This window comes from Pseudomonas sp. Q1, from assembly GCF_009935975.1.
GTDB classification, from domain to species: Bacteria; Pseudomonadota; Gammaproteobacteria; order Pseudomonadales; family Pseudomonadaceae; genus Aquipseudomonas; species Aquipseudomonas palleroniana.
Map to the genome: position 1 here is coordinate 1 of NZ_QODI01000019.1, position 23,188 is coordinate 23,188.

Here is a 23,188-nt window from a genome sequence, read left to right on the forward strand (position 1 = left end):
CCATATAACACCCAAGCAATTTGAGTCGAAAGGCCAGATTGCGGTGTGTGAAGACGCTATGAACCGAAAGTTCGACGCTCACAAGACACCGACTTCTATTACATACCCAATTTGCTGAAGCGAAGCCGACTGGCTGCGACTCAGTACCCGAATTTCTTGACGACCATAGAGCATTGGAACCACCTGATCCCATCCCGAACTCAGCAGTGAAACGATGCATCGCCGATGGTAGTGTGGGGTTTCCCCATGTGAGAGTAGGTCATCGTCAAGATTAAATTCCGAAACCCCATTTGCGAAAGCAGATGGGGTTTTGTTTTGGGCGATCGAAAATGCGTAGGGGCTCATCGAGATGCTCTTCAATGCTAAAGTCCACGCCTCGATTTTGCTTTTCCCAAGGAAGCCGTTATGCCGCAAGCGACGTCCCTCAGCGCTGGATTCATGGTGGTTCACGGCAACCGCCTGGATGAACTGCGCAGCCTGGTGGTCAGTTGGATGCGGCGCTACCCTCTGGCGCCTCTGGAAAACGAGATCGCCTTGGTACAAAGCAACGGCATCGCCCAGTGGCTCAAGCTAGCCCTGGCTGAAGATCCGGAAGATGACGACATGGGCGGCTGCGGAATCGCCGCCGCAATCGATGTGCAGCTCCCCGGCAGCTTTATGTGGCAGCTTTACCGAATGGTCCTGGGCCGTGACGAAATCCCGCCTAAATCCCTGCTCGATAAAGCTCCACTGACCTGGCGTCTCATGCGCCTACTCCCGGAACTCATCGACCAGCCGCATTTCGAGCCGCTACAGCGCTTCCTTACCCACGACACGGATTTGCGCAAGCGCTACCAACTCGCCGAGCGCCTGGCCGACCTGTTCGACCAATACCAGGTTTACCGCGCCGATTGGCTGGAAGACTGGGCAGCCGGCCGGCATCAACTGCGTAACGGACGAGGCGAATCCAAGCCGCTCAACCCCGCCAATTGCTGGCAAGCCGAATTGTGGCGAGCGTTGTTGCTGGATGTGGGGGAAGAAGGCATGGCCGAGAGTCGTGCAGGCGTCCACCAACGTTTCATCGAGCGCATCAATACACTGGAGACGGCCCCTGAAGGTCTACCGTCGCGGGTGATCGTGTTCGGCATTTCATCGCTGCCCGCCCAAGCGCTGGAAGCACTCGCCGGTCTGGCACGCTTCAGCCAGGTGCTGCTGTGCGTTCACAACCCATGCCGTCACCATTGGTCCGACATCGTCGCTGACAAAGACTTGCTGCGTAACGAATATAAACGCCAGGCCCGTAAAACCGGGATGCCGGTCACCCTCGACCCGCAAACCCTGCATCAGCACGCACACCCGCTACTCGCCGCCTGGGGCAAACAAGGGCGTGACTACATCAGCCTACTGGACAGCTACGACGACCCCAACAGCTACCGCGCCGCATTCCGTGACGGCCGCATCGATCTGTTCAGTGAAAGTGAACCCCGCACGTTGCTCAATCAATTGCAGGACGACATTCTCGAACTGCGCCCGCTCAATGAAACACGCGAGCTATGGCCGGCTGTTGATCTGGAGCGCGATACTTCAATCCGCTTCCATATCGCCCACAGCGCCCAACGCGAGGTGGAGATCCTCCACGACCAGTTGCTGCGACGCTTCAGTGCCGACCCCACGTTGCGCCCCCGAGACATCATCGTCATGGTCCCCGACGTTGACAGCTATGCGCCGCACATTCGCGCCGTATTCGGACAGCTTGAGCGAAATGACCCACGCTTTATCCCCTTCACCCTCACCGACCAGGGCCAACGCGGTCGCGATCCGCTATTGATCGCCGTCGAGCATCTGCTGAAACTTCCCGACAGCCGCTTCCCCGTCAGTGAAATTCTCGACTTGCTCGATGTCCCCGCCTTGCGCGAACGTTTCGCCATCAAGGAACGCGACCTGCCGACGCTGCACCGCTGGATCGAAGGCGCCGGCGTGCGCTGGGGGCTCAACGCCGAACAGCGTGCCGGCCTGGGGCTGCCGAATGAGTTGGAGCAAAACAGCTGGCGATTTGGCTTGCGCCGCATGCTTCTGGGCTATGCGGTCGGCACCGGTGGAGCCTACGAAGGCATCGAGCCCTATGATGAAATCGGTGGCCTCGACGCTGCCCTGATTGGCCCGCTGGTGGCCTTGCTTGACGCGCTGAGTGATGCACATCACGCACTCTCGCAACCTGCGGCTCCCCAAGAATGGGGTGAGCGCCTGCAACGTCTGATGCAACGCTTCTTCCTGGCCAGCAGCGAACACGATGACTACCTGTTGGGCCAACTCGAACAACTCAGGGAGACTTGGCTGGAGACCTGCGAGTCCGTCGGCCTATACGACGAGTTACCCCTCACTGTCGTCCGTGAAGCCTGGTTGGCCGGCCTTGACCAGGGGCGTCTGTCCCAGCGCTTCCTCGCCGGCGCTGTCAATTTCTGCACGCTGATGCCCATGCGGGCGATCCCGTTCAAGCTGGTCTGCCTGCTCGGCATGAACGACGGCGATTACCCACGTGCCCAACCGCCGCTGGACTTCGACCTGATGGGCAGCGACTACCGCCCCGGTGACCGCTCACGTCGCGAAGACGACCGTTACCTGCTGCTCGAAGCGCTGCTGTCGGCCCGCGACCAGCTCTATATCAGTTGGGTGGGCCGCAGCATCCGTGACAACAGCGATCGCCCGGCCTCGGTACTGATCGGCCAACTGCGTGACCATCTCGCCAGTGGCTGGCAGAACGCACAACCACACACACCGCTGATCGACGCGATGACCCAGGAACACCCGCTCCAACCCTTCAGCGCTCGTTACTTTCACGCGGGCGATCCGCTCTTCAGCTACGCCCGCGAATGGCAATTGCTGCACGAAACGCCTGACGCCATTGCGCAAGCATACGAATTGGCCGATCACCAACAAGAAGAACCCCTGAGCCTCGGCCAGTTGCAGGACTTCCTGCGTAACCCGGTCAAACATTTCTTCAGCCAGCGTCTGAAAGTCTTCTTTGAGGCCGCCGAAGTGCCCTTGGCCGATGAAGAACCCTTCGTCCTCGACGCACTGCAACGCTACAGCCTCAGCGACAGCCTGCTGAACGCCGCGCTGGTCAGACCCGATCACGTGGACCACGCGCTCAATGCCCAAGCCCTGCGTCTGCAAGGCAGTGGCCTGTTGCCCATGGTCGGTTTTGGCGAGTGCCTGCGCAACGAGTTGATCGAGCCCTTACCCGGCCTGTTGCAACGCTACCAGCAACTGCTGGCGCTCTGGCCCACCCCACACACAGGGGCAGAACCGGTCAGTTTTGAGCATCAGGGCATTCGGTTGGAAGGCTGGATCAGCGGTCTGCATCGGCGCAACGATGGTGGCCTGTTAAGTGTCACCACCATCCCCAACAGCATCGGTTCGATCAAGGCGCGCAAGTGGCATCGCCTGATTCGCCCGTGGGTCAATCATGTGGTGGCCTGTGCGTGCGGTCTGTCACTCAGTACCGCTCTGGTGGCGAGCGATGACACGTTGCTACTGGCCCCGCTGGAACCATCGGCGGCCCAGGAAATCCTCGGCAACCTGCTATTGGCCTGGCACACTGGCATGCGCAAACCGCTTCCGGTAGCCGTAAAAACCGCGTTCGCCTGGCTCGGCCAGACCGATCCCGCCAAGGCCCAGGCGGCTGCAAGCAAAGCCTACGAAGGCGATGGTTTGACCCACGACGGCGAACGCCGCGAAACCCCGGCGCTCACCCGACAATTTCCCGACTACGCAACGCTTATCGCCAGCGAAGAATTCGAAGGTTGGTGCGAAACCCTGTACCGCCCACTGATCAACGCCCCATGGCGATCGCTCACCAGTTCGCAGGCCAGCACATGAGCAGCAAACCCTTGGCCCTGGCCTTCCCGCTCAAAGGCAGCCAGCTGATTGAAGCCAGCGCCGGCACCGGCAAGACCTTTACCATTTCCGCCCTGTACCTGCGCCTGGTCCTCGGTCACGGTGACGCAGAGTCAGGCTTCGGCCGTGAACTGTTGCCGCCGCAAATCCTTGTCGTAACGTTCACCGACGCCGCGACCAAAGAACTGCGTGAACGCATCCGCATCCGCCTGGCCGAAGCCGCACGCTTCTTTCGCGATGAAATCCAGCCACCGGATACGCTGATCGCCGACCTGCGCGATCAATACCTCCCCGAGCAATGGCCCGCCTGTGCCAACCGCCTGGACATCGCCGCGCAATGGATGGATGAAGCCGCTGTCTCGACCATCCACAGCTGGTGCCAGCGCATGCTGCGTGAGCACGCTTTCGACAGCGGCAGCCTGTTCACCCAGACCCTGGAAACCGACCACAGCGACCTGCTCGGCGAAGTGCTGCGCGATTACTGGCGGTTGTTCTGCTACCCGATGCGCGACGACGCGCTCAACTGGGTGCGCAATCACTGGGGTGGCCCGGCCGCATTGATGCCACGGGTTCGCGCGCTGTTCGGCAGCGAGCGGCCGACGGACGAAACCCGCGAGCCGGCCGAGTTGATCAACGCCTGCCTGCAAGAACGCCGCGAAGCGCTGATCCAACTCAAGGCGCCCTGGCAACAATGGGCCGCCGAGCTGCGCGATATCTGCCTGCAAGCCGTGGCCGCCAAAGCTGTTGATGGCCGCAAGATGCAAGCCCGCTACTTCGAACCCTGGTTTGAGAAAATCAGTGTCTGGGCTGCCGACGAAACCCTTGAGCAACTCGACATCGGCACCGGTTTTACACGCCTGACGCCCGACGGAATGGCCGAAGCCTGGAAGGGCGAGCCACCGCGCCACCCGGGCATCGATGCCATGGCCGGGCTCAAGGCGGCTCTCGACGCGCTGCCCACCCCCGACGCCGCCGTGTTGCAACACGCCGCCGGCTGGGTAGGTAAACGCTTCGAGGATGAAAAGCGCCGCCGCGCCGAAATGGGCTTCGATGACATGCTGATCCGTCTGAACGCCGCCCTGCACGCCGAGGGGGGTGAGCGCTTGGCCAGTGTGATCCGCGAGCAGTTCCCGGTCGCCCTGATCGATGAGTTCCAGGACACCGACCCGGTGCAATACAGTATTTTCGACAGGATCTACCGCATCGAGGACAACCACCTCGACAGCGGCCTGTTCCTGATCGGCGACCCCAAGCAGGCGATCTACGCGTTCCGTGGCGCCGATATCTACACCTATCTGCGTGCCCGTCAGGCCACCACTGGCCGTCACCACACCCTGGGCACCAACTTCCGTTCCAGCCATGCAATGGTTGAGGCGGTGAATCATGTGTTCCAACGGGCGGAAACCGGGCGTGGCGCGTTCCTGTTCCGTAAGCCGAATGGCGACAACCCCGTGCCGTTCCACTCAGTGCTGTCCCAAGGCCGCAAGGAGCAATTGCAGGTCGATGGGCAAACACTGCCGGCCATGAACCTCTGGCACCTGCCCACCGATCAACCGATTTCCAACGCGGTGTATCGTCAACAACTGGCGGCCGCCTGTGCCACGCACATTGTTGGATTGCTCAATGGCGGGCAACAAGGCAGTGCAGGCTTCCTGCAACCGGACGGCAGCTTCAAAGGCGTGCTTCCGTCAGACATCGCCATTCTGGTACGCGACGGCAAGGAAGCCCAGGCCGTACGCGCCGAATTGGCCGCCCGTGGCGTGCGCAGCGTGTACCTGTCGGATAAAGACTCAGTCTTCGCCGCCCAGGAAGCCCATGACCTGCTCGCCTGGCTCAAGGCATGTGCCGAACCTGACGTCGAGCGCCCGCTGCGGGCGGCGCTGGCCTGCGTCACCTTGAACCTGTCGCTGCATGAACTTGAACGTCTGAACCAGGACGAACTGGCGTGGGAAACCCGCGTCATGCAGTTCCGCGGCTACCGCGCGATCTGGCGCACCCAGGGCGTGCTGCCGATGTTGCGACGCCTGCTCCATGATTTCAAACTGCCGCAAACCCTGATCGCCCGTAGCAATGGCGAGCGTGTGCTGACCAACCTGCTGCATCTCAGCGAATTGCTGCAACAGGCCGCCTCGGAGCTGGACGGTGAGCAGGCGTTGATCCGCCATCTGGCCGAACACCTGGCGCTATCCGGCCAGGCGGGTGAAGAACAGATCCTGCGCCTGGAAAGCGATGAGCAACTGGTCAAGGTCGTGACCATCCACAAATCCAAAGGCCTGGAATACGACTTGGTATTCCTGCCCTTTATCTGTTCGGCCAAGCCGGTGGATGGCAGCCGCCTACCGCTGCATTATCACGATGAAAAGGGTAAGGCCCAGGTCAGTCTGCGGCCGACCGCCGAATTGATCGCCCAGGCCGACGATGAGCGTCTGGCCGAAGACCTGCGCTTGCTCTACGTCGCCCTGACCCGTGCCAAACACGCTTGCTGGCTCGGTATCGCCGACCTCAAGCGCGGTAACAACAGCAGCTCGGTCTTGCACCTGTCCGCGCTGGGTTATCTGCTCGGCGCAGGCGCCTCCCTGGGTGAGTCCGCTGCGTTGGCGCGCTGGTTATTGGACTTACAGGCAGGCTGCGCCGCCATCCACTATGGTCACGTGCCCGAAGCGCAAGATAGCGTGTTCCACCCACCACGCAATGAAGCCACGTTGCTCGCGCCTCTGCTGCCGAAGCGCAAGGCTGCCGAAAACTGGTGGATCGCTTCCTACAGCGCTTTAAGAATCGGCGACAGCATGAGCGCCGCAAGCCTTGAAGCACCGGAAAGCCCGCAAGCCCAGAAACTGTTCGACGATGAACGCCTCGACCCCGACGCACCACGTGAAGTGGTAGCGTCTGGCGGTGACATTCATCGTTTCCCACGCGGCCCGAATCCTGGGACCTTCCTCCACGGCCTGTTGGAATGGGCGGGAGAGGAGGGCTTCAACGTAACCCCCGAAGCCATTGAAAAAGCCGTGGGTGCGCGCTGTAACCGACGCAACTGGGAGGGCTGGATCGTGACGCTCAGCGGCTGGCTGGGCCAGTTACTGCGCACGCCGTTTGCGCTGGATAACGCGCTGGTCACGCTCAACAGCCTGCAGCACTACCAGATCGAAATGGAATTCTGGTTCGCCAGCCACAAGGTCGACGTGCTCGCCCTCGATAAGTGGGTGTGCCAGTTCACCCACAACGGTGCCTCCCGCGTGGCGGCCGAAGCGGTGTTGCTCAATGGCATGTTCAAAGGTTTTATCGACCTGACTTTCGAGCACGCCGGGCGCTATTACGTGGCCGATTACAAATCCAATTGGCTTGGCCCCGACGACTCGTCCTACACCTTGGAAGCCATGGAACAGTCGATCCTGGAGCATCGGTACGACCTGCAATACGTACTTTACCTGCTGGCCCTGCACCGCCAGTTGAAGGCCCGACTACCGGATTACGACTATGACCGGCACGTCGGCGGTGCGCTGTATGTGTTCCTGCGTGGCACCCAGTCTGCAAGCAAAGGCGCGTATTTCACCCGACCGCCACGGGCGCTGATCGAAGGCCTGGACCTGTTGTTCCAGGGCAAGCCCATCCCGCCCAAGGTTGAGCCCGCCTGGGAACAAGGAGTTCTGCTATGAGCCTGTCGCCCCAGCCGCTTGAGGCATTGAAACCGCTCGAACGCGCCACCGACCTGGTGCAACTCCTCGATCGTTGGGTAGAGCGCGGCTGGTTGCGTGCCCTGGACAAAGCGTTTGTCGGTTTCCTGCACGAACTCGACCCACAGGCCGACCCTCTGGTACTGCTGGCGGCAGCGTTGACCAGCCATCAACTGGGCCACGGGCACGTATGCCTCGACCTGTTCGAAACCCTCAAGGCGCCGGACTTTGCCCTGTCATTACCGCCCGAAGGCGACGTGCAAACCGGCGCCATGCTGCTGCCGTCGCAATTGCTGGATGGCCTTGACGGCGCGCACTGGTGCCATGCACTGGCCGCCAGCCAGTTGGTGGCGTTGGCGGTGGATGGCAGTGAGGCTGCCCACAGTCGCCCGCTGGTCCTGTCCGGCACTCGCTTGTACCTGCGGCGCTACTGGACCTACGAGCGGCGCATCGACATGGCCTTGCGCCTGCGCCTGGCAACTCAGGAAAGCCACGCTGCCGATTTGCCGCAACGCCTGGATCGGTTGTTTGACCAACCCCCCCCGGATGGCGTGATCGACTGGCAAAAACTCGCCTGCGCCCTGGCCACTCGTGGGGCTTTCAGCATCGTCACCGGCGGCCCCGGCACCGGCAAGACCACCACCGTGGTGCGCTTGCTCGCGCTGTTGCAGGCCCCGGCCGTCGAGACCGGCAACCCACTGCGTATCCGCCTGGCAGCGCCGACCGGTAAAGCGGCTGCGCGCCTGACCGAATCCATCAGCCAACAGGTCCTGTCGCTGAATGTGCCGGACAACGTGCGGGAAAAAATCCCGACCCAGGTCACCACCGTTCACCGCCTGCTGGGCAGTCGTCCGGGCACGCGGCACTTTCGTCACCACCTTGGCAACCCGCTGCCCCTGGATGTGCTGGTGGTCGACGAAGCCTCGATGATCGACCTGGAAATGATGGCCAACCTGCTGGATGCCTTGGCACCGCATGCGCGATTGGTCTTGCTGGGAGACAAGGATCAGCTGGCTTCGGTGGAGGCGGGTGCGGTGCTCGGCGATTTGTGCCGTGATGCCGAAGCGGGCTGGTACAGCGCCGAAACCCGTGAATGGTTGCAAGCCGTCAGCGGCGAGGACCTGGGTAAAAGTGGCCTGCAGGAAGACGTCGACGGCAGCCATCCGTTGGCCCAGCAAGTGGTTATGCTGCGCTACTCGCGCAGGTTTGGTGAAGGCAGCGGCATCGGCCAGCTGGCACGTTGGGTCAACCAGCAGAATGCTGAGGAGGCGCGCAAATTGCTGGCTGCACGCACTCACGCTGACCTGTTTTGCCTGCGCCTCAAGGGCGAGCACGACCACGCCTTGGAGCGCCTGGTACTGGACGGGCAGGGCGATGAAGCCCAAGGCTATCGCTATTACCTCAACCTGTTGCGCAGTGCCCGCCCGGCCCTGGACACCCCCCGCGAAGCCCCCGCCTGGACTCTCTGGGCGCAACAACTGCTGCAAGCCTTCGACGCCTTTCAACTGCTCTGCGCCGTACGCAAAGGCCCCTGGGGCGTGGAGGGGCTGAACCTGCGCATCACCGCCGCGCTGCGCAAAGTGCGGCTGATCGAGGGTGACGACCAGTGGTATGAAGGCCGTCCGGTGCTGATGACCCGCAACGATTACGGCCTGGGCTTGATGAACGGCGATATCGGCATCGCCCTCAAACTGCCGGAAAGCGACGGCGGCCCGCAGGTGTTGCGCGTGGCCTTCCCACGTAACGATGGCCAGGGCGGTGTGCGCTTTGTGCTGCCCAGCCGTCTGAATGATGTGGAAACCGTGTACGCCATGACCGTGCATAAATCCCAGGGCTCGGAGTTCACCCATACCGCGTTGATCCTGCCGGATACGCTGAACCCGGTGCTGACCAAGGAGTTGATCTACACCGGCATCACCCGGGCCAAGCGTTGGTTCAGCCTGATCGAGCCGCGTGGTGGTGTGTTCGAGGAAGCGGTGCGACGGAAGGTCAAGCGCTTGAGCGGGCTGATGCTGGAGCTGGACGCAGGGACTGAATAAACTGACTGTCTGGTCATGAAATATTTCTGATTCAATCGTAGGGCTTTTCTGAAAAAATAGCGCACCCCGCGTAAGCCTTGCCTCGTAGGGTTTTCCGCCACTGTGCTATCGTTGCGGCATCACCTTGAAAATACCTGAGAGAATCGCTGCATGAACGTGGCTGTCCGGTCCACAGCGCGTAGTTCGAGCTGGAGACGCCTGTTGCTGGTAGCGGTACTGTGCCTGCTCGTGCCGTCGGTCTTTGCACAGTCGCCCAGCCCCGCAGATCACCGCGCCCAGGCAGTCACTCAAGTGGTACTCGGCATCCTCAGTTACGCACGCTGGCCGACGGAGCCCGCGCAACTGCGCCTGTGCATCGTCGGCCCCACCCAATACACCGATGACCTGATCAAAGGCACCACCCAGGCCACCGGTCGTCCGGTGGTGGTGCGACGCCTGCTGGCCGATCACCCCGATATCGTCAGTGCCTGCGACGCCGTGTACATCGGCAAGCTCAGCGTCGATGAGCGCACTCGGTTGTTTACTTCATTGATCGGTCACCCGGTGCTCAGCATCAGTGAAGGCGGTGACCAATGCACCGTGGGCAGCCTGTTCTGCCTGCGTGTGGGCGATGAGCAGGTGTCGTTCGAGGTCAACCTGGACTCCGTCGCACGCAGCGGCGTGCGCATTCATCCAAGCGTATTGCAACTATCCCGGCGCCGGGCGCCAGTGCCATGACCGCTATCAAAGTGCGACCGACCCTGCGTTCGGTCATCGGCCGTGGGCACCTGATCCTGGCGTTGGTGGCAGTGACGCTGGCCAGCGTATCCCTGACTCTGCTCGGGGTGTTGGCGCTGCGGGTGTACGCCGATCACAACCTGCACCTGATCGCTCGTTCCATCAATTACACCGTGGAAGCCGCGGTGGTGTTCAACGACAGCGCCGCCGCCACCGAGGCCCTCAGCCTGATCGCCTCCACCGAAGAAGTGGCCCAGGCCGAAGTCTACGATGCCAACGGGCAGTTGTTGGCGCAGTGGATCCGCCCGGAAACCGGAATGTTGTCGCAGGTCGAACTGGTATTGGCGCGCACCTTGCTCGAGCAGCCCATCAGCCAGCCGATCCTGCACCAGGGGCGAATCGTCGGCAGCATTCACGTGGTCGGCCACGGCGGCAGCCTCCTGCGCTTTTTACTCAGCGGCCTGGCCGGCATTTTGATTTGCACTGCCCTCAGCGCCTGGGTGGCTCTGTACCTGGCGCGGCGCCTGTTACGGGGCATCACCCAACCGTTGCAAAGCCTTGCCGCCGTGGCTCACGCTGCCCGCAGCGAGCGCGATTTCGACCGCCGTGTGCCACCGGCGCAAATCGCCGAACTCGACAGCCTGGGCAGCGACTTCAACGCCCTGCTTGGCGAGATGGAAGCCTGGCAGAGCCACTTGCAAAGCGAAAACGAAACCCTCGCCCACCAGGCCAGCCATGACAGCCTCACCGGCCTGCCCAACCGCGCGTTTTTCGAAGGCCGCCTGATCCGTGCCCTGCGCAGCGCTGCCAAGGTTAATGAACAGGTTGCGGTGTTGTTTCTCGACAGCGACCGCTTCAAAGACATCAACGACAACTTCGGCCATGCGGCCGGCGACGCCGTGCTCGTGGCCGTCGCCGAGCGCGTGCGCGCGCAATTACGTGAGGATGACCTGGTAGCGCGTCTGGGCGGCGATGAGTTCGCGATCCTGCTGGCGCCCTTGCACAAGGCCGAAGATGCCCGGCGCATTGCCGACAAGATCATTGCCAGCATGGACGTGCCGATCCCGCTGCCCGGCGATACCCAGGTAGTGACCTCCCTCAGTATCGGCATTGCCATTTATCCCGAGCATGGCGCCACCCCGGGCACCTTGCTCAATGCCGCCGATGCGGCGATGTACCAGGCCAAACGCATGTCTTCGGGCGGCCAGCAAACGGCGGAGCCGGAGCGCCCCGTCGTCAACATTCAACACAGGAGTTGATCCCTTGTTCTCGACCGCACGTTTTATGTTTATCACCTTGCTGGTGGCACTGCTTGCCCTCGGCGGCTGCCAGACAGCCCCACCCAAGGGCCTGACCCCGGCACAAGTGGCCGTGCTCAAACAACAAGGCTTTGAGCTGGCTGACGACGGCTGGACATTTGGCCTGTCGGGCAAAGTGCTGTTCGGTAGCGATATTGAAAGCCTGAATAAAGCCAGTACCGATATCGTCGAACGCATCGGCAAAGCCCTGGTGGGCGCGGGCATCAACCGCGTGCGCGTAGACGGCCACACCGATGCCTCGGGCAAGGAAGCCTACAACCAGCAACTGTCCCTGCGCCGCGCCAAAAGCGTGGGCAACGTGTTGACGAGCGTGGGCATGAAGGAAGAAAACATCCAGCTACGCGGCCTGGGCAGCAGCGAGCCGGTGGCGCCGAATACCACGGCAGCCGGGCGCACCGAGAATCGACGGGTATCGATCGTAGTGATCGCCGACTGAGCCTCTTCGATCTGAAATGCAATCAAAGTGTGGGAGGGGGCTTGCTCCCGATAGCAGTGGATCAGCCAACTCATCGGCAACTGACCCACCGCAATCGGGAGCAAGCCCCCTCCCACATTTGAATGGCGAGCCTTTAGTCCGCGAACCTGATCTCCCGCGTCTTGCCCATCAACAACCCCTGATTCTGCTCCGTCACCTCGCGGATGTAGTCCCATAACAGGGTGATCCGCTTCAACTTGCGCAAATCCTCGCGGCAATACATCCAGAACTGGCGGGTGATGGAAATCTGCTCGCCGAGTACCGGCAATAGTCGCGGATCCTGCGCTGCCAGAAAACACGGCAAGATCGCCATCGACCGCCCCTGCTGCGCCGCCACGTACTGCGCAATCACGCTGGTACTGCGCAAGCTGGCGCTGGCGCCAGGCACCACATTCGCCAGGTACAGCAACTCCGAGCTGAACGCCAAGTCGTCCACATAACTGATAAACGGATGCTCAGCCAGGTCCGCCGGGCGTTGGATCGGCGGGTGTTGATCGAGGTATTCCTGGGTCGCGTACAGCTGCAATTTGTAGTCGCACAGTTTGCAGCACACATACGGCCCGTGCTCCGGGCGCTCCAAAGCGATGACGATGTCGGCCTCGCGCTTGGACAGGCTGATGAAGTGGGGCAGCGGCAGGATGTCCACCGAGATGGCCGGGTAGGTATCGACGAAGTGGCTCAACTGCGGGGTGACGAAAAAACTGCCGAAGCCTTCGGTGCAGCCCATGCGCACGTGGCCGGACAGCGCCACGCCGGAGCCGGAAACCTGTTCGCAGGCCATGTGCAGGGTGCTTTCGATGGACTCCGCGTAGCCCAGCAAACGCTGGCCCTCGGGGGTGAGCACAAAACCGTTGGTCCGGGATTTTTCGAACAGCAGCGTGCCGAGCGACACTTCCAGCGAACTGATGCGCCGCGACACGGTGGTGTAGTCCACCGCCAGGCGCTTGGCGGCCACGCTGGCCTTGCGGGTGCGGGCGACTTCGAGGAAAAACTTCAGGTCATCCCAATTCAGGGCGCCTAGCGACGTGATGTTTTTTTGCATGTTGGTCCGGCTTTTATGTGCGTTCTTATTAGAGATTTGCACATCTATACTCCAAAAACAGTCCGAACGCCTCATTCTTCAAGGCGATTCAACGCCTTGGTTCTCTGCATAACTATAAGATTTGGAGACCCCATGAACGCTTCCGCCGATATTTCCGTGCAACAGGTCAAGTTGCTGATCAATGGTGAATGGGTCGAGTCCAAGACCACCCACTGGCAAGACATCGTCAACCCGGCCACCCAGCAAGTGCTGGCCAAAGTCCCGTTTGCCACCGCTGATGAAGTCAACGCCGCCATCGACGCCGCGCACCGTGCCTTCCAGACCTGGAAGCTGACGCCGATCGGTGCGCGCATGCGCATCATGCTCAAGCTGCAAGCCCTGATCCGCGAACATTCCAAGCGCATCGCCGTGGTGCTCAGCGCCGAGCAGGGCAAGACCATTGCCGATGCCGAGGGCGATATTTTCCGTGGCCTGGAGGTGGTTGAACACGCGTGCTCCATCGGCACCCTGCAGATGGGAGAATTCGCTGAAAACGTCGCCGGTGGCGTCGACACCTACACCCTGCGCCAGCCTATCGGCGTCTGTGCGGGGATTACCCCCTTCAACTTCCCGGCGATGATCCCGTTGTGGATGTTCCCGATGGCGATCGCCTGCGGTAACACCTTCGTCCTCAAACCGTCCGAGCAGGACCCGCTGTCGACCCTGCTGCTGGTGGAGCTGGCGCTGGAAGCCGGTGTACCGGCCGGCGTGCTCAACGTGGTGCACGGCGGCAAGGATGTCGTGGATGCGCTGTGCACCCATAAAGACATCAAGGCCGTGTCCTTCGTCGGTTCGACCGCCGTGGGCACGCATGTGTACGACCTGGCGGGTAAACACGGCAAGCGCGTGCAGTCGATGATGGGTGCCAAGAACCACGCCGTGGTGCTGCCGGACGCTAACCGCGAACACACCCTCAATGCGCTGGTGGGTGCCGGTTTCGGCGCGGCGGGCCAGCGCTGCATGGCCACTTCGGTGGTGGTGCTGGTGGGGGCGTCCAAGCAATGGCTGCCGGATCTCAAGGCGCTGGCACAAAAGCTCAAGGTCAATGCCGGCAGCGAAGCGGGCACTGATGTAGGCCCGGTGATTTCCAAGCGGGCCAAGGCGCGCATCCTGGAGCTGATCGAAAGCGGCGTCAAAGAAGGCGCCAAGCTGGAGCTGGACGGCCGCGACATCCAGGTGCCGGGCTTCGAGCAAGGCAACTTTGTCGGCCCGACCTTGTTCTCGGGCGTGACGACCGATATGCGGATCTACACCGAGGAAATCTTCGGCCCGGTATTGGTGGTGATCGAAGTCGCGACCCTTGATGAAGCCATCGCACTGGTCAACGCCAACCCGTTCGGCAACGGTACCGGGCTGTTCACCCAGAGCGGCGCGGCGGCGCGCAAGTTCCAGAGCGAAATCGATGTGGGCCAGGTCGGCATCAACATCCCGATCCCGGTGCCGGTGCCGTTCTTCAGCTTCACCGGTTCCCGTGGCTCCAAACTCGGCGACCTGGGCCCGTACGGCAAGCAAGTGGTGCAGTTCTACACCCAGACCAAAACCGTGACGAGCCGCTGGTTCGACGACGATACGGTCAACGATGGCGTCAACACCACCATCAACCTGCGCTGATTCCGGGAGACGACCATGAAGATTGCATTTATCGGCCTGGGCAATATGGGCGCGCCCATGGCCCGCAACCTGATCAAGGCCGGCCACGCGCTGAGCCTGTTCGACCTCAACCAGAGCGTGCTCAAGGAACTGGCCGAGCTGGGCGGCACCGTCAGCGACTCGCCACGTCACGCCGCCCAAGGCGCGGAACTGGTGATTACCATGCTGCCGGCCGCTGCTCATGTGCGCAGCGTGTGGCTCAATGATGACGGCGTTTTGGCGGGTATCGGCCAAGGCGTGCCGGCGGTGGATTGCAGCACCATTGACCCACAAACCGCGCGCGATGTTGCCGCTGCGGCTGCCAGGCAAGGCGTGGTGATGGCCGACGCCCCGGTCTCCGGCGGCACCGGTGGCGCCAGTGCCGGCACCCTGACCTTTATGGTCGGCGCCACCCCGGAACTGTTCGCCACCCTGCAACCGGTGCTGGCGCAGATGGGCCGTAATATCGTGCATTGCGGCGACGTCGGCACCGGCCAGATCGCCAAGATCTGCAACAACCTGCTGCTGGGCATCAGCATGGTCGGCGTCAGCGAAGCCATGGCGCTGGGGGATGCGTTGGGCATCGACACTCAGGTGCTGGCGGGCATCATCAACAGCTCCACCGGGCGCTGCTGGAGTTCAGACACCTACAACCCCTGGCCGGGCGTGATCGAAACCGCACCGTCGTCCCGTGGTTACACCGGTGGGTTTGGTGCCGACCTGATGCTCAAGGATCTGGGCCTGGCCACCGAAGCCGCGCGCCAGGCCAAGCAACCTGTGATCCTGGGCGCCGTGGCCCAGCAGTTGTACCAATCGATGAGCCAGCGCGGGGAAGGGGGCAAGGACTTCTCGGCGATCATCAACAGCTATCGCAAGCCCGAGTAGGGCGTTTTCCGGGAGCCTGCCTTTGGCGGCTCCCGGTTTTTTGCGGCTCAAGCAAACACAAAATACTTACGCACCGTCTCGACCACTTCCCACGTCCCCTTCATCCCCGGCTCCACCACAAAGATATCCCCTGCGCGCAGGTGAATCGGTTCCATGCCGTCCGGGGTGATCACGCAGTAGCCTTCCTGAAAGTGGCAGTATTCCCACTTCACATATTCCACATACCACTTGCCCGGTGTGCAGATCCAGGTGCCCATGATCTTGCTGCCATCTTCGCTGGTGTAGGCGTTGAGGTTGACGGTGTGCGGGTCGCCTTCGAGCTTTTCCCATTTACACGCGTCCAGGACCGGCAGTGGGTGGGTGTCGCGCAGTACGGTGATGGGCTTGGACATGATGTCTCCGAGGCAAGGTAGGGAAAGCTCAACCCTACGGCCTTGGGCGCTGCACCAGTGGTCTGAACTCGACATCGGGATGCCCAGAAGCGCAGCCGTGTTTATTTGATATAACCCACCGTCAATCCGCGTTTTCCTCGCAGTAAGTGCGAAAGATTTCCCGCCTCACGCCAGAATTCGCAAGAAAATTCGCAGCAGGCCCTCGTATCATTCACCGCATAACGAGTGAGAGCCTTGCGATGAACCCAATAAAAACGTGGTGGGATATCAGCCCACCCTTGAGCACGGCGACCCCGACCTGGCCGGGTGACACGCCGTTCCAGGAAGAGCGCGTGTGGCAGTTCGGCCCGGAGTGCCCGGTGAACGTCGGGCGCGTCACCCTGTCACCGCACACGGGCGCCCACGTGGATGCGCCACTGCATTACAGCGCGGACGGCGTACCCATTGGCGAGGTGTCGCTGGAAGTGTACATGGGCGCGTGCCGTGTGCTGCATTGCCTGGATAGCGGCGCGCTGGTGCAGCCGCATCAGTTGGACGGGCGTGTGGATAACTTGCCGGAGCGTGTGTTGCTGCGTACTTATGCACAGGCGCCGCTGACTGAGTGGGATTCGAACTTCACCGCCATCGCCCCGCAAACCATCGAGCGACTGGCCGGGCTGGGAGTACGTCTTATCGGTATCGACACCCCGTCCCTGGACCCGCAACAATCCAAGACCATGGATGCCCATAACGCCGTGGCGCGCCATGGCATGGCGATTCTCGAAGGCATCGTGCTCGATGACGTACCGGAGGGCGACTACGAGTTGATCGCGTTGCCGCTGCGGTTTGCCAACCTCGACGCGAGCCCGGTTCGCGCCATTCTCCGCCCGCTCAAGGAGCCCACGCGATGAGCCAATGCCCTTTCTCGCCTGATTACCAACCCCCGGAAGAATGGCACAACGCCGAACTGAATTTTTCCGAGTCCATGAGTTACGGCGATTACCTGGACCTGGGCAAAGTCCTCAGCGCCCAGCATCCGCTGTCGCCGGACCACAACGAAATGCTCTTCATCATCCAGCACCAGACGTCCGAGCTGTGGATGAAGTTGATGCTCCACGAACTCAAGGCCGCCCGTGAACACGTGCGCCTGGGCCAACTGCCGCCGGCGTTCAAGATGCTGGCGCGGGTGTCGCGGATCTTTGATCAACTGGTACATGCCTGGGCGGTGCTGGCGACGATGACGCCGTCGGAGTACAAGGCGATCCGTCCGTTCCTGGGCCAGTCGTCGGGGTTCCAGTCGTTCCAGTACCGCGAGATCGAATTTATCCTCGGCAACAAAAGTGCGGCGCTGTTGCGGCCCCACGCTCATCGGCCTGAGTTGTTGAACGAGTTGAAAGTGGCGATTGCCACGCCGTCGCTGTATGACGAGGCGATCAACCTGATGGTCAAGGCCGGCCTGGCGATTGACCCGAAACGCGCCGAGCGCGACCCGACGGCGGCGACGGTTCACGATGAGTCGGTGGAAGCGGCCTGGCGTGAGGTCTACCGCGATCCGAACCGCTACTGGGACCTGTATCAGTTGGCCGAGAAGTTTATCGACCTGGAGGATTCGTTCCGCCAGTGGCGCTTTCGGCATGTGACTACAGTGGAGCGGATTATCGGCTTCCAGCCCGGCACCGGCGGCACCGAAGGCGTGGGGTATTTGCGCAAGATGCTCGACACTGTGCTGTTCCCCGAGTTGTGGCGAGTGCGCTCAACGCTATGAACCGGAGCTGATCGTCCCCACGCTCCGCGTCACGCCTCTAGAGGCGGACGCAGAGCGTCCTGGGCGGCATTCCCACGCGGAGCGTGGGAACGATCATGACTGCGTCACGGCTACGTTCGCGTTTGATCGTCCCCACGCTCTGCGTGGGAACGCACGTTGTGACGCTCCGCGTCACGTTTCCAGAGGCGGACGCAGAGCGTCCTGGGCGGCATTCCCACGCGGAGCGTGGGAACGATCATGAAGGCCGGCCTGGCGATTGACCCGAAACGCGCCGAGCGCGACCCGACGGCGGCGACGGTTCATGATGAGTCGGTGGAAGCGGCCTGGCGTGAGGTCTACCGCGATCCGAGCCGCTACTGGGACCTGTATCAGTTGGCCGAGAAGTTTATCGACCTGGAGGATTCGTTCCGCCAGTGGCGCTTTCGGCATGTGACCACGGTGGAGCGGATTATCGGTTTCCAGCCCGGCACCGGCGGTACCGAAGGCGTGGGCTATTTGCGCAAGATGCTCGACACTGTGCTGTTCCCCGAGTTGTGGCGAGTGCGCTCAACGCTATGAACCGGAGCTGATCGTCCCCACGCTCCGCGTCACGCCTCTAAAGGCGGACGCAGAGCGTCCAGGGCGGCATTCCCACGCGGAGCGTGGGAACGATCATGACTGCGTCACGGCTACTTTCGCGTTTCTGATCCGCAACCGGTAGGCAATGTAGATAATCCCCACCCACACCGGCATCGCATATACCGACTCGCTGATCCCAGGAATCGCCAGCATGACACTGATGATCATCACCATGAACGCCAGGCACAGGTAGTTGCTGAACGGGAACCAGAAGGTCTTGAACGACGGTGTCAGGCCCTGTTCACCCATGGCCTTGCGGAACTTGATGTGGGTGATGCTGATCAGCGCCCAGTTGATCATCAACGAGGCAACCACCAGCGCAAACAGCAACTCCAGGGCACTTTTCGGGGCGACGTAGTTGACCACCACACACAGCATCGTCACCAGCGCCGAAATCGCCAGGGCGCGGATCGGCACGCCTTGCTTGTTGAGCTTCATCAGCGACTTCGGCGCGTCGCCTTGCTCGGCCAGGCCGAACAGCATGCGGCTGTTGCAGTACACACCGCTGTTGTACACCGACAGCGCCGCCGTCAGCACCACGAAGTTGAGGATGTGCGCGGCCGTGTCGTTGCCGATCAGCGAGAAGATCTGCACAAACGGGCTGCCGCTATAGGCATCGCCCGAGGCACCGAGGGTTTGCAGCAGCTGGTCCCAGGGGTACAGCGACAGCAGTACGGTCAGGGCGCCGACGTAGAAAATCAGGATCCGGTACACTACCTGGTTGATGGCTTTCGGGATTACCTTGCGCGGCTCACTGGCTTCGGCGGCGGTAATACCCACCAGCTCCAGGCCGCCGAACGAGAACATGATGAAGGCCATGGACATCAGCAGCCCCATGCCGCCATTCGGGAAGAAACCACCGTGGCTCCACAGATTGCTGACGCTCGCCTGCGGGCCGCCGCTGCCGCTGAACAGCAGGTAGCAGCCGAGCACGATCATGCCGACAATCGCCACCACCTTGATGATCGCAAACCAGAATTCGGCCTCACCGAAGAACTTCACGTTCAGGGTGTTGATCAGGTTCACCGCGACAAAGAACACCAGCGCACTGACCCAGGTCGGGATCTCGGGCCACCAGAACTGGATGTACTTGCCCACCGCCGTCAGTTCGGCCATGCCCACCAGGACGTAGAGCACCCAGTAGTTCCAGCCGGCCAGGAAGCCTGCGTAACCGCCCCAGTATTTATGCGCGAAGTGGCTGAAGGAACCGGCCACGGGCTCCTCGACGATCATCTCGCCGAGCTGGCGCATGATCAGGAATGCGATAAAACCGGCAATCGCGTAACCGAGGATCATCGACGGCCCCGCCGACTTGAGTACCCCGGCCGAGCCGAGGAACAACCCCGTGCCAATCGCCCCTCCCAAGGCGATCAGCTGAATATGCCGGTTCTTCAGGCCACGCTTGAGGCCCACCGGGTTAACCATGTCATCCGCCATTAACATTCCCTTCTGCTTGTTTTTCTTAGGGTAAGTGCACGCCGCATCCGCCCCTCAGAAGTACTGAGGGTCAGATATTACTCTGCGTGAACTTTTCGTAATACAGCTGAACGTCGTTAAGCGCCTGATCCGTCAGCCATTGTTGGATGGATTCGACCATTGGAGGGGGGCCGCACAGGTACATATCGGCCGATCTGTCCCGTAATTCGGCCAGGTCGAAATGTTCGGTGAGGTAGCCGCGCTTGCCAGGCCACTCGGGGGACGGGTCACTCAAGACCTCGGTGTAGCGAAAATCAGCGATTTTCGAGGCATAGCCCTGAATACGCGCCGCTTCGCACAAATCTTCGGCGCCGCGCACACCGTAATACAGATGCACCGGTTGCTCACAACCGTTGGCGGCCAGCTCATCGAGCATGCCCAGTAACGCCGACAGCCCGGTACCGCCGGCTACCAGCACCAGCGGCTGGGTGACGTGCCTGAGGTAGAACGCCCCCAAGGGCGCTTCCATCAGCAATTCATCACCGACCTGGCAGCGCTCGCGCAAGTAGTTGCTCATCACCCCGTCCGGCAGCAGGCGCACCAGGAATTGCAGCGCCTTGCCCGCACGGTTGGCGAAAGAGTAAGAACGCCAACTGTCGGTGCCGGGCACCGCCAGGCGGGCGTATTGGCCGGGCAGGAAATCCAGATGTTGATCAAGCTGCACCTGCAGGATCGCGGTGCTGGCCGACACCTGCTGCACCGCGCTGACTGTGCCGCGCACCTGCACCGGCCCTGCAGCGTTGCACAGGCTTGAGTCAAAATCGAAATAGAACGTCGCATCGGACTTCACCCGGGTCTGGCAACTGAGCATCTTGCGCTGTTGCAGGTCGAGGCTGGAAAGCGCCTCGTCGTCCACATAGTCCTGGGTGTATTCGCCGGACTCGCAACGTCCCTGGCAGGTACCACAGACGCCTTCGCGGCAATCCAGCGGGATCTTGATGCCGTTGCGCAAGGCCGCATCCAGCAGGATTTCATGGGCGCCTACGGGAAAGAACAAGGTCTTGCCGTCGGCAAAACTGAAGGCCACTTTGTGATTCATCCATTGTGCTCCACATCAGCATGCGAACTTGTAGTGAGCGGGCTTGCCCCGCGCTGGAGTGCGCAGCGCTCCTGTTTTTTGGGGCCGCTACGCAGCCCAGCGCGGGGCAAGCCCGCTCACTACACGTGGTTAGAGGTGATAGAAATCCAGCACCGAGTTGATGGTGTCGTTGAGCAGCAACGTGTGTTTGCGCATGATCAACCAGCTGTCGCCATGGGGTTTGAGGCGATATGTAGCGTGCCCGTAAAACTGCTCCGATGTGGCCAGGCGGTAGAACAGCGTGTGCCAGTTCAAGCGCACCTCCAACGTGCCGTCCGCCTGCTCGGCAATCCGCACGTTATTGATCAGGTGCAAGGTGCGTGGCATCGGGGTCGCCGAAGCCGCCTTGCCGGTACGCAAGCGGAACACGCGGTCTTCCAGGCCCGAACGGTTGGCGTAATAGATCAACGACATCTCCCGCTTGGGGTCGCGGGTATAGACGTGTTCCGAATCCCATTGCGGCAGGTGGAATTCGCTTTGCGGGTCGAACAACTGCACATAGGCGTCCCAATCCTGGGCGTCGCACAGTTCGGACTTGCGGTAGAAAAATTGCTCGATCCGGTACTGCAATTGCGCGTTCATCAATTCACCTCCCGCAGTTTCAAGGCTTTTTGATCGAGCCCGTTGAGCAGGAACTGCTGCCAGTTGCGGTGCTGGTTCACATACAAACCTTCGTGGGTAAATTCGGTGCCGGTCATGGCCGGTTGGATGCCGATGGCCTCGCTGTTCGGCGTCGGCCCGGTTTCCCAGCGATGGCTGCCGCGGGAAATATCACTCCAGCGTTCCAGGCGGCCCTGGAAACCGCGCTGGGCTTCGCGGAACTCCACCAGGTCATCCGGGGTGCCCATGCCGGACACGTTGAAGAAGTCTTCGAACTGGCGGATGCGGTTTTCACGGTCGGCGTCAGACTCGTGCTTCACCCCCAGGCACTGGCTGATGATCTCGGTCTTGTTCCACGCCACCGGGCGGATGATGCGCAGCTGCGAGCTGATCTGGTCGAGGAAGAACAGGCTCGGGTAGATATTCAGGTTGCGCAGGCGGTGCATCATCCACTCGGCCTTTTGCTGGCCGTGTTCGGACACCAGGCGCGGCATGATGGTGGCGTAGCCGGAGCGCACGCTGGGGTTGGGCATATCGCTGAACAGCACGCTGTGGCCATTGTTGAAGGCGAACCAGCCGTCATCGGTATTCGCGTCGCCGGCACCGAGCTTGCTGTAGTCCAGGGTGGCGGCAGACCCGCTGCCGTTCTCGGTATTCACTTGTTGGCGATGCTGCACCGTGGCCACGTAGTTGTAGTGCACGGTGCTGACGTGATAACCGTCCAGGCCGTTCTCGTTCTGCAGCTTCCAGTTGCCGTCATAGGTGTAGGCGGACTTGCCCGGCAGCACTTCCAGCTCCCCGGTGGCCGACTGGGCGACCATCATGTCGAAGAACACTTTGGCATCGCCGAGGAAGTCTTCCAGGCTGTCGCTGCCATTCACGTCCAGGCTGATAAACACGAAGCCCTTGTAGCTCTCGATACGTGCCTTTTTCAGTCCGCGCGTGGCCTTGTCGAAACCCTCCGGGTATTCCCCTGGCGCCTTGACCTTCACCAACCGGCCGTCGCTCTTGTAGCACCAGGCATGGAAGGGGCAGGTGAAGGTGGATTGGTTGCCTTTGCCGACCCGCGTCAGGGTCGTGCCGCGATGCTGGCAGGCGTTGATCAGTGCATTGAGCTGGCCTTCGCCGTCGCGGGTGATGATCATCGGCTGGCGCCCGGCGCGCATCGTCACGAAGTCGTGGTTGTTGGCCAGTTCGCTTTCGTGGCAGGCATAGATCCAGTTCTTTTCGAAGATCAGTTCCATCTCCAGGTCGAACAGTTGCGGCTCGGTGAACATGTCGCGGGCAATGCGGAACACTTCATCCACCGGGCGAAAATCCAGGCAGCCTTCAATAAATGTTTTCCACTGCTCGACGCTTCTTGCACCACTCATGGGAGGCACCTTTTTGATAGGGCTAATCGGTGGTTTATTAGAGGCAGCAGGGCAGGGCGTGGGCTATCCGCTTAATGGGGGAACCTGCTCCGGAAAATTGCCCCGGATAAGTGGGCAGCAAATACCCAACCCGGTGCATGGCGGTGACGGGATGCGCTACTGTCTTGCAGGGCGATGGTCGCAAAAGCCGACCGCTTATCCACTTAGTCGTCCAT

The 23,188-nt window shown here is 61.5% G+C and carries 16 protein-coding genes, 1 rRNA gene and 1 pseudogene; 12 read left to right on the top strand and 6 right to left on the bottom strand.

Translation table 11 applies throughout. The features are described from left to right. Positions 1–155: 155 nt before the first annotated feature. From rrf to DK870_RS25205, 7 genes are all read left to right on the top strand, one after another. A 5S ribosomal RNA gene (gene rrf / locus DK870_RS25175) occupies positions 156–271 on the top strand. Positions 272–405: 134 nt separating this feature from the next. Further along, positions 406–3,858 (top strand): exodeoxyribonuclease V subunit gamma, encoded by a 3,453-nt coding sequence (gene recC, locus DK870_RS25180; RefSeq protein WP_161550027.1) that lies wholly within the window; start codon positions 406–408, stop codon positions 3,856–3,858. After that, positions 3,855–7,529 (top strand): exodeoxyribonuclease V subunit beta, encoded by a 3,675-nt coding sequence (gene recB / locus DK870_RS25185; protein WP_161550076.1) that lies wholly within the window; start codon positions 3,855–3,857, stop codon positions 7,527–7,529. The genes recC and recB overlap by 4 nt, the downstream gene beginning before the upstream one ends. Next, the gene (gene recD / locus DK870_RS25190) at positions 7,526–9,586 is read left to right on the top strand and encodes an exodeoxyribonuclease V subunit alpha (protein ID WP_161550028.1); all 2,061 of its coding nucleotides are present in this window, start codon (positions 7,526–7,528) and stop codon (positions 9,584–9,586) included. Before recB ends, recD begins: the two co-directional genes overlap by 4 nt. A gap of 150 nt (positions 9,587–9,736) precedes the next feature. Next, positions 9,737–10,303 carry a YfiR family protein gene (locus DK870_RS25195; RefSeq protein WP_060754426.1) on the top strand — a complete coding sequence of 189 codons (567 nt, stop codon included), beginning with the start codon at positions 9,737–9,739 and terminating at the stop codon, positions 10,301–10,303. Next, positions 10,300–11,562, top strand: coding sequence for a diguanylate cyclase domain-containing protein (locus DK870_RS25200; protein ID WP_161550029.1), 1,263 nt, complete (start codon positions 10,300–10,302; stop codon positions 11,560–11,562). Before DK870_RS25195 ends, DK870_RS25200 begins: the two co-directional genes overlap by 4 nt. Positions 11,563–11,566: 4 nt before the next feature. Beyond that, positions 11,567–12,058 (top strand): OmpA family protein, encoded by a 492-nt coding sequence (locus DK870_RS25205; protein WP_161550030.1) that lies wholly within the window; start codon positions 11,567–11,569, stop codon positions 12,056–12,058. Positions 12,059–12,191: 133 nt separating this feature from the next. Here the strand turns inward: DK870_RS25205 and DK870_RS25210 are convergent, their stop codons facing one another. Beyond that, a complete protein-coding gene (locus tag DK870_RS25210) occupies positions 12,192–13,139 on the bottom strand; it encodes a LysR family transcriptional regulator (protein WP_161550031.1) in 948 nt (315 codons plus the stop codon). Between the two features lie 132 nt (positions 13,140–13,271). Here DK870_RS25210 and DK870_RS25215 point away from each other — a divergent pair, with 132 nt between their 5' ends. Further along, complete coding sequence (locus DK870_RS25215; protein WP_060754422.1) at positions 13,272–14,789, top strand: CoA-acylating methylmalonate-semialdehyde dehydrogenase; 1,518 nt, start codon at positions 13,272–13,274, stop codon at positions 14,787–14,789. 15 nt (positions 14,790–14,804) lie between these two features. Further along, positions 14,805–15,692: a 3-hydroxyisobutyrate dehydrogenase gene (gene mmsB / locus DK870_RS25220; RefSeq protein ID WP_060754421.1), complete on the top strand. Its 888-nt coding sequence runs from the start codon at positions 14,805–14,807 to the stop codon at positions 15,690–15,692. A gap of 47 nt (positions 15,693–15,739) precedes the next feature. Here the strand turns inward: mmsB and DK870_RS25225 are convergent, their stop codons facing one another. Beyond that, positions 15,740–16,084 (bottom strand): cupin domain-containing protein, encoded by a 345-nt coding sequence (locus tag DK870_RS25225; RefSeq protein WP_060754420.1) that lies wholly within the window; start codon positions 16,082–16,084, stop codon positions 15,740–15,742. 239 nt (positions 16,085–16,323) lie between these two features. On the opposite strand from DK870_RS25225, the gene kynB reads away from it, so the two are divergent. The 3 genes and pseudogenes from kynB to DK870_RS25240 all read left to right on the top strand — a co-directional run. Beyond that, positions 16,324–16,974 (top strand): arylformamidase, encoded by a 651-nt coding sequence (kynB, locus tag DK870_RS25230; protein WP_161550032.1) that lies wholly within the window; start codon positions 16,324–16,326, stop codon positions 16,972–16,974. Then, complete coding sequence (kynA, locus tag DK870_RS25235) at positions 16,971–17,828, top strand: tryptophan 2,3-dioxygenase (RefSeq protein ID WP_060754418.1); 858 nt, start codon at positions 16,971–16,973, stop codon at positions 17,826–17,828. Before kynB ends, kynA begins: the two co-directional genes overlap by 4 nt. A gap of 267 nt (positions 17,829–18,095) precedes the next feature. After that, positions 18,096–18,386: pseudogene (locus DK870_RS25240) on the top strand (tryptophan 2,3-dioxygenase family protein); the annotation flags it as partial. Positions 18,387–18,479: 93 nt separating this feature from the next. Here DK870_RS25240 and DK870_RS25245 read toward each other — a convergent pair. The 4 genes from DK870_RS25245 to antA all read right to left on the bottom strand — a co-directional run bounded on the left by DK870_RS25245 (position 18,480) and on the right by antA (position 22,973). Further along, on the bottom strand, positions 18,480–19,883 hold the full coding sequence (locus DK870_RS25245) for an amino acid permease (protein ID WP_060754417.1): 1,404 nt from the start codon (positions 19,881–19,883) through the stop codon (positions 18,480–18,482). A gap of 70 nt (positions 19,884–19,953) precedes the next feature. Next, a complete protein-coding gene (gene antC, locus DK870_RS25250; RefSeq protein ID WP_161550033.1) occupies positions 19,954–20,961 on the bottom strand; it encodes an anthranilate 1,2-dioxygenase electron transfer component AntC in 1,008 nt (335 codons plus the stop codon). Between the two features lie 129 nt (positions 20,962–21,090). Further along, complete coding sequence (gene antB, locus DK870_RS25255) at positions 21,091–21,582, bottom strand: anthranilate 1,2-dioxygenase small subunit (protein ID WP_060754415.1); 492 nt, start codon at positions 21,580–21,582, stop codon at positions 21,091–21,093. Further along, positions 21,582–22,973: an anthranilate 1,2-dioxygenase large subunit gene (antA, locus tag DK870_RS25260; RefSeq protein ID WP_060754414.1), complete on the bottom strand. Its 1,392-nt coding sequence runs from the start codon at positions 22,971–22,973 to the stop codon at positions 21,582–21,584. The genes antB and antA overlap by 1 nt, the downstream gene beginning before the upstream one ends. Between the last annotated feature and the right edge of the window lie 215 nt (positions 22,974–23,188).

Excerpts from the sequence above, each read along its gene's own strand:
- DK870_RS25200 (WP_161550029.1), top strand. The coding sequence starts at position 10,300 with ATGACCGCTATCAAAGTGCGACCGACCCTGCGTTCGGTCATCGGCCGT.
- mmsB (WP_060754421.1), top strand. The coding sequence starts at position 14,805 with ATGAAGATTGCATTTATCGGCCTGGGCAATATGGGCGCGCCCATGGCC.
- DK870_RS25215 (WP_060754422.1), top strand. The coding sequence starts at position 13,272 with ATGAACGCTTCCGCCGATATTTCCGTGCAACAGGTCAAGTTGCTGATC.
- antC (WP_161550033.1), bottom strand. The coding sequence starts at position 20,961 with ATGAATCACAAAGTGGCCTTCAGTTTTGCCGACGGCAAGACCTTGTTC.
- recD (WP_161550028.1), top strand. The coding sequence starts at position 7,526 with ATGAGCCTGTCGCCCCAGCCGCTTGAGGCATTGAAACCGCTCGAACGC.
- antB (WP_060754415.1), bottom strand. The coding sequence starts at position 21,582 with ATGAACGCGCAATTGCAGTACCGGATCGAGCAATTTTTCTACCGCAAG.
- antA (WP_060754414.1), bottom strand. The coding sequence starts at position 22,973 with ATGAGTGGTGCAAGAAGCGTCGAGCAGTGGAAAACATTTATTGAAGGC.
- DK870_RS25245 (WP_060754417.1), bottom strand. The coding sequence starts at position 19,883 with ATGGCGGATGACATGGTTAACCCGGTGGGCCTCAAGCGTGGCCTGAAG.
- DK870_RS25210 (WP_161550031.1), bottom strand. The coding sequence starts at position 13,139 with ATGCAAAAAAACATCACGTCGCTAGGCGCCCTGAATTGGGATGACCTG.
- DK870_RS25225 (WP_060754420.1), bottom strand. The coding sequence starts at position 16,084 with ATGTCCAAGCCCATCACCGTACTGCGCGACACCCACCCACTGCCGGTC.
- kynA (WP_060754418.1), top strand. The coding sequence starts at position 16,971 with ATGAGCCAATGCCCTTTCTCGCCTGATTACCAACCCCCGGAAGAATGG.
- DK870_RS25195 (WP_060754426.1), top strand. The coding sequence starts at position 9,737 with ATGAACGTGGCTGTCCGGTCCACAGCGCGTAGTTCGAGCTGGAGACGC.
- kynB (WP_161550032.1), top strand. The coding sequence starts at position 16,324 with ATGAACCCAATAAAAACGTGGTGGGATATCAGCCCACCCTTGAGCACG.
- recB (WP_161550076.1), top strand. The coding sequence starts at position 3,855 with ATGAGCAGCAAACCCTTGGCCCTGGCCTTCCCGCTCAAAGGCAGCCAG.
- recC (WP_161550027.1), top strand. The coding sequence starts at position 406 with ATGCCGCAAGCGACGTCCCTCAGCGCTGGATTCATGGTGGTTCACGGC.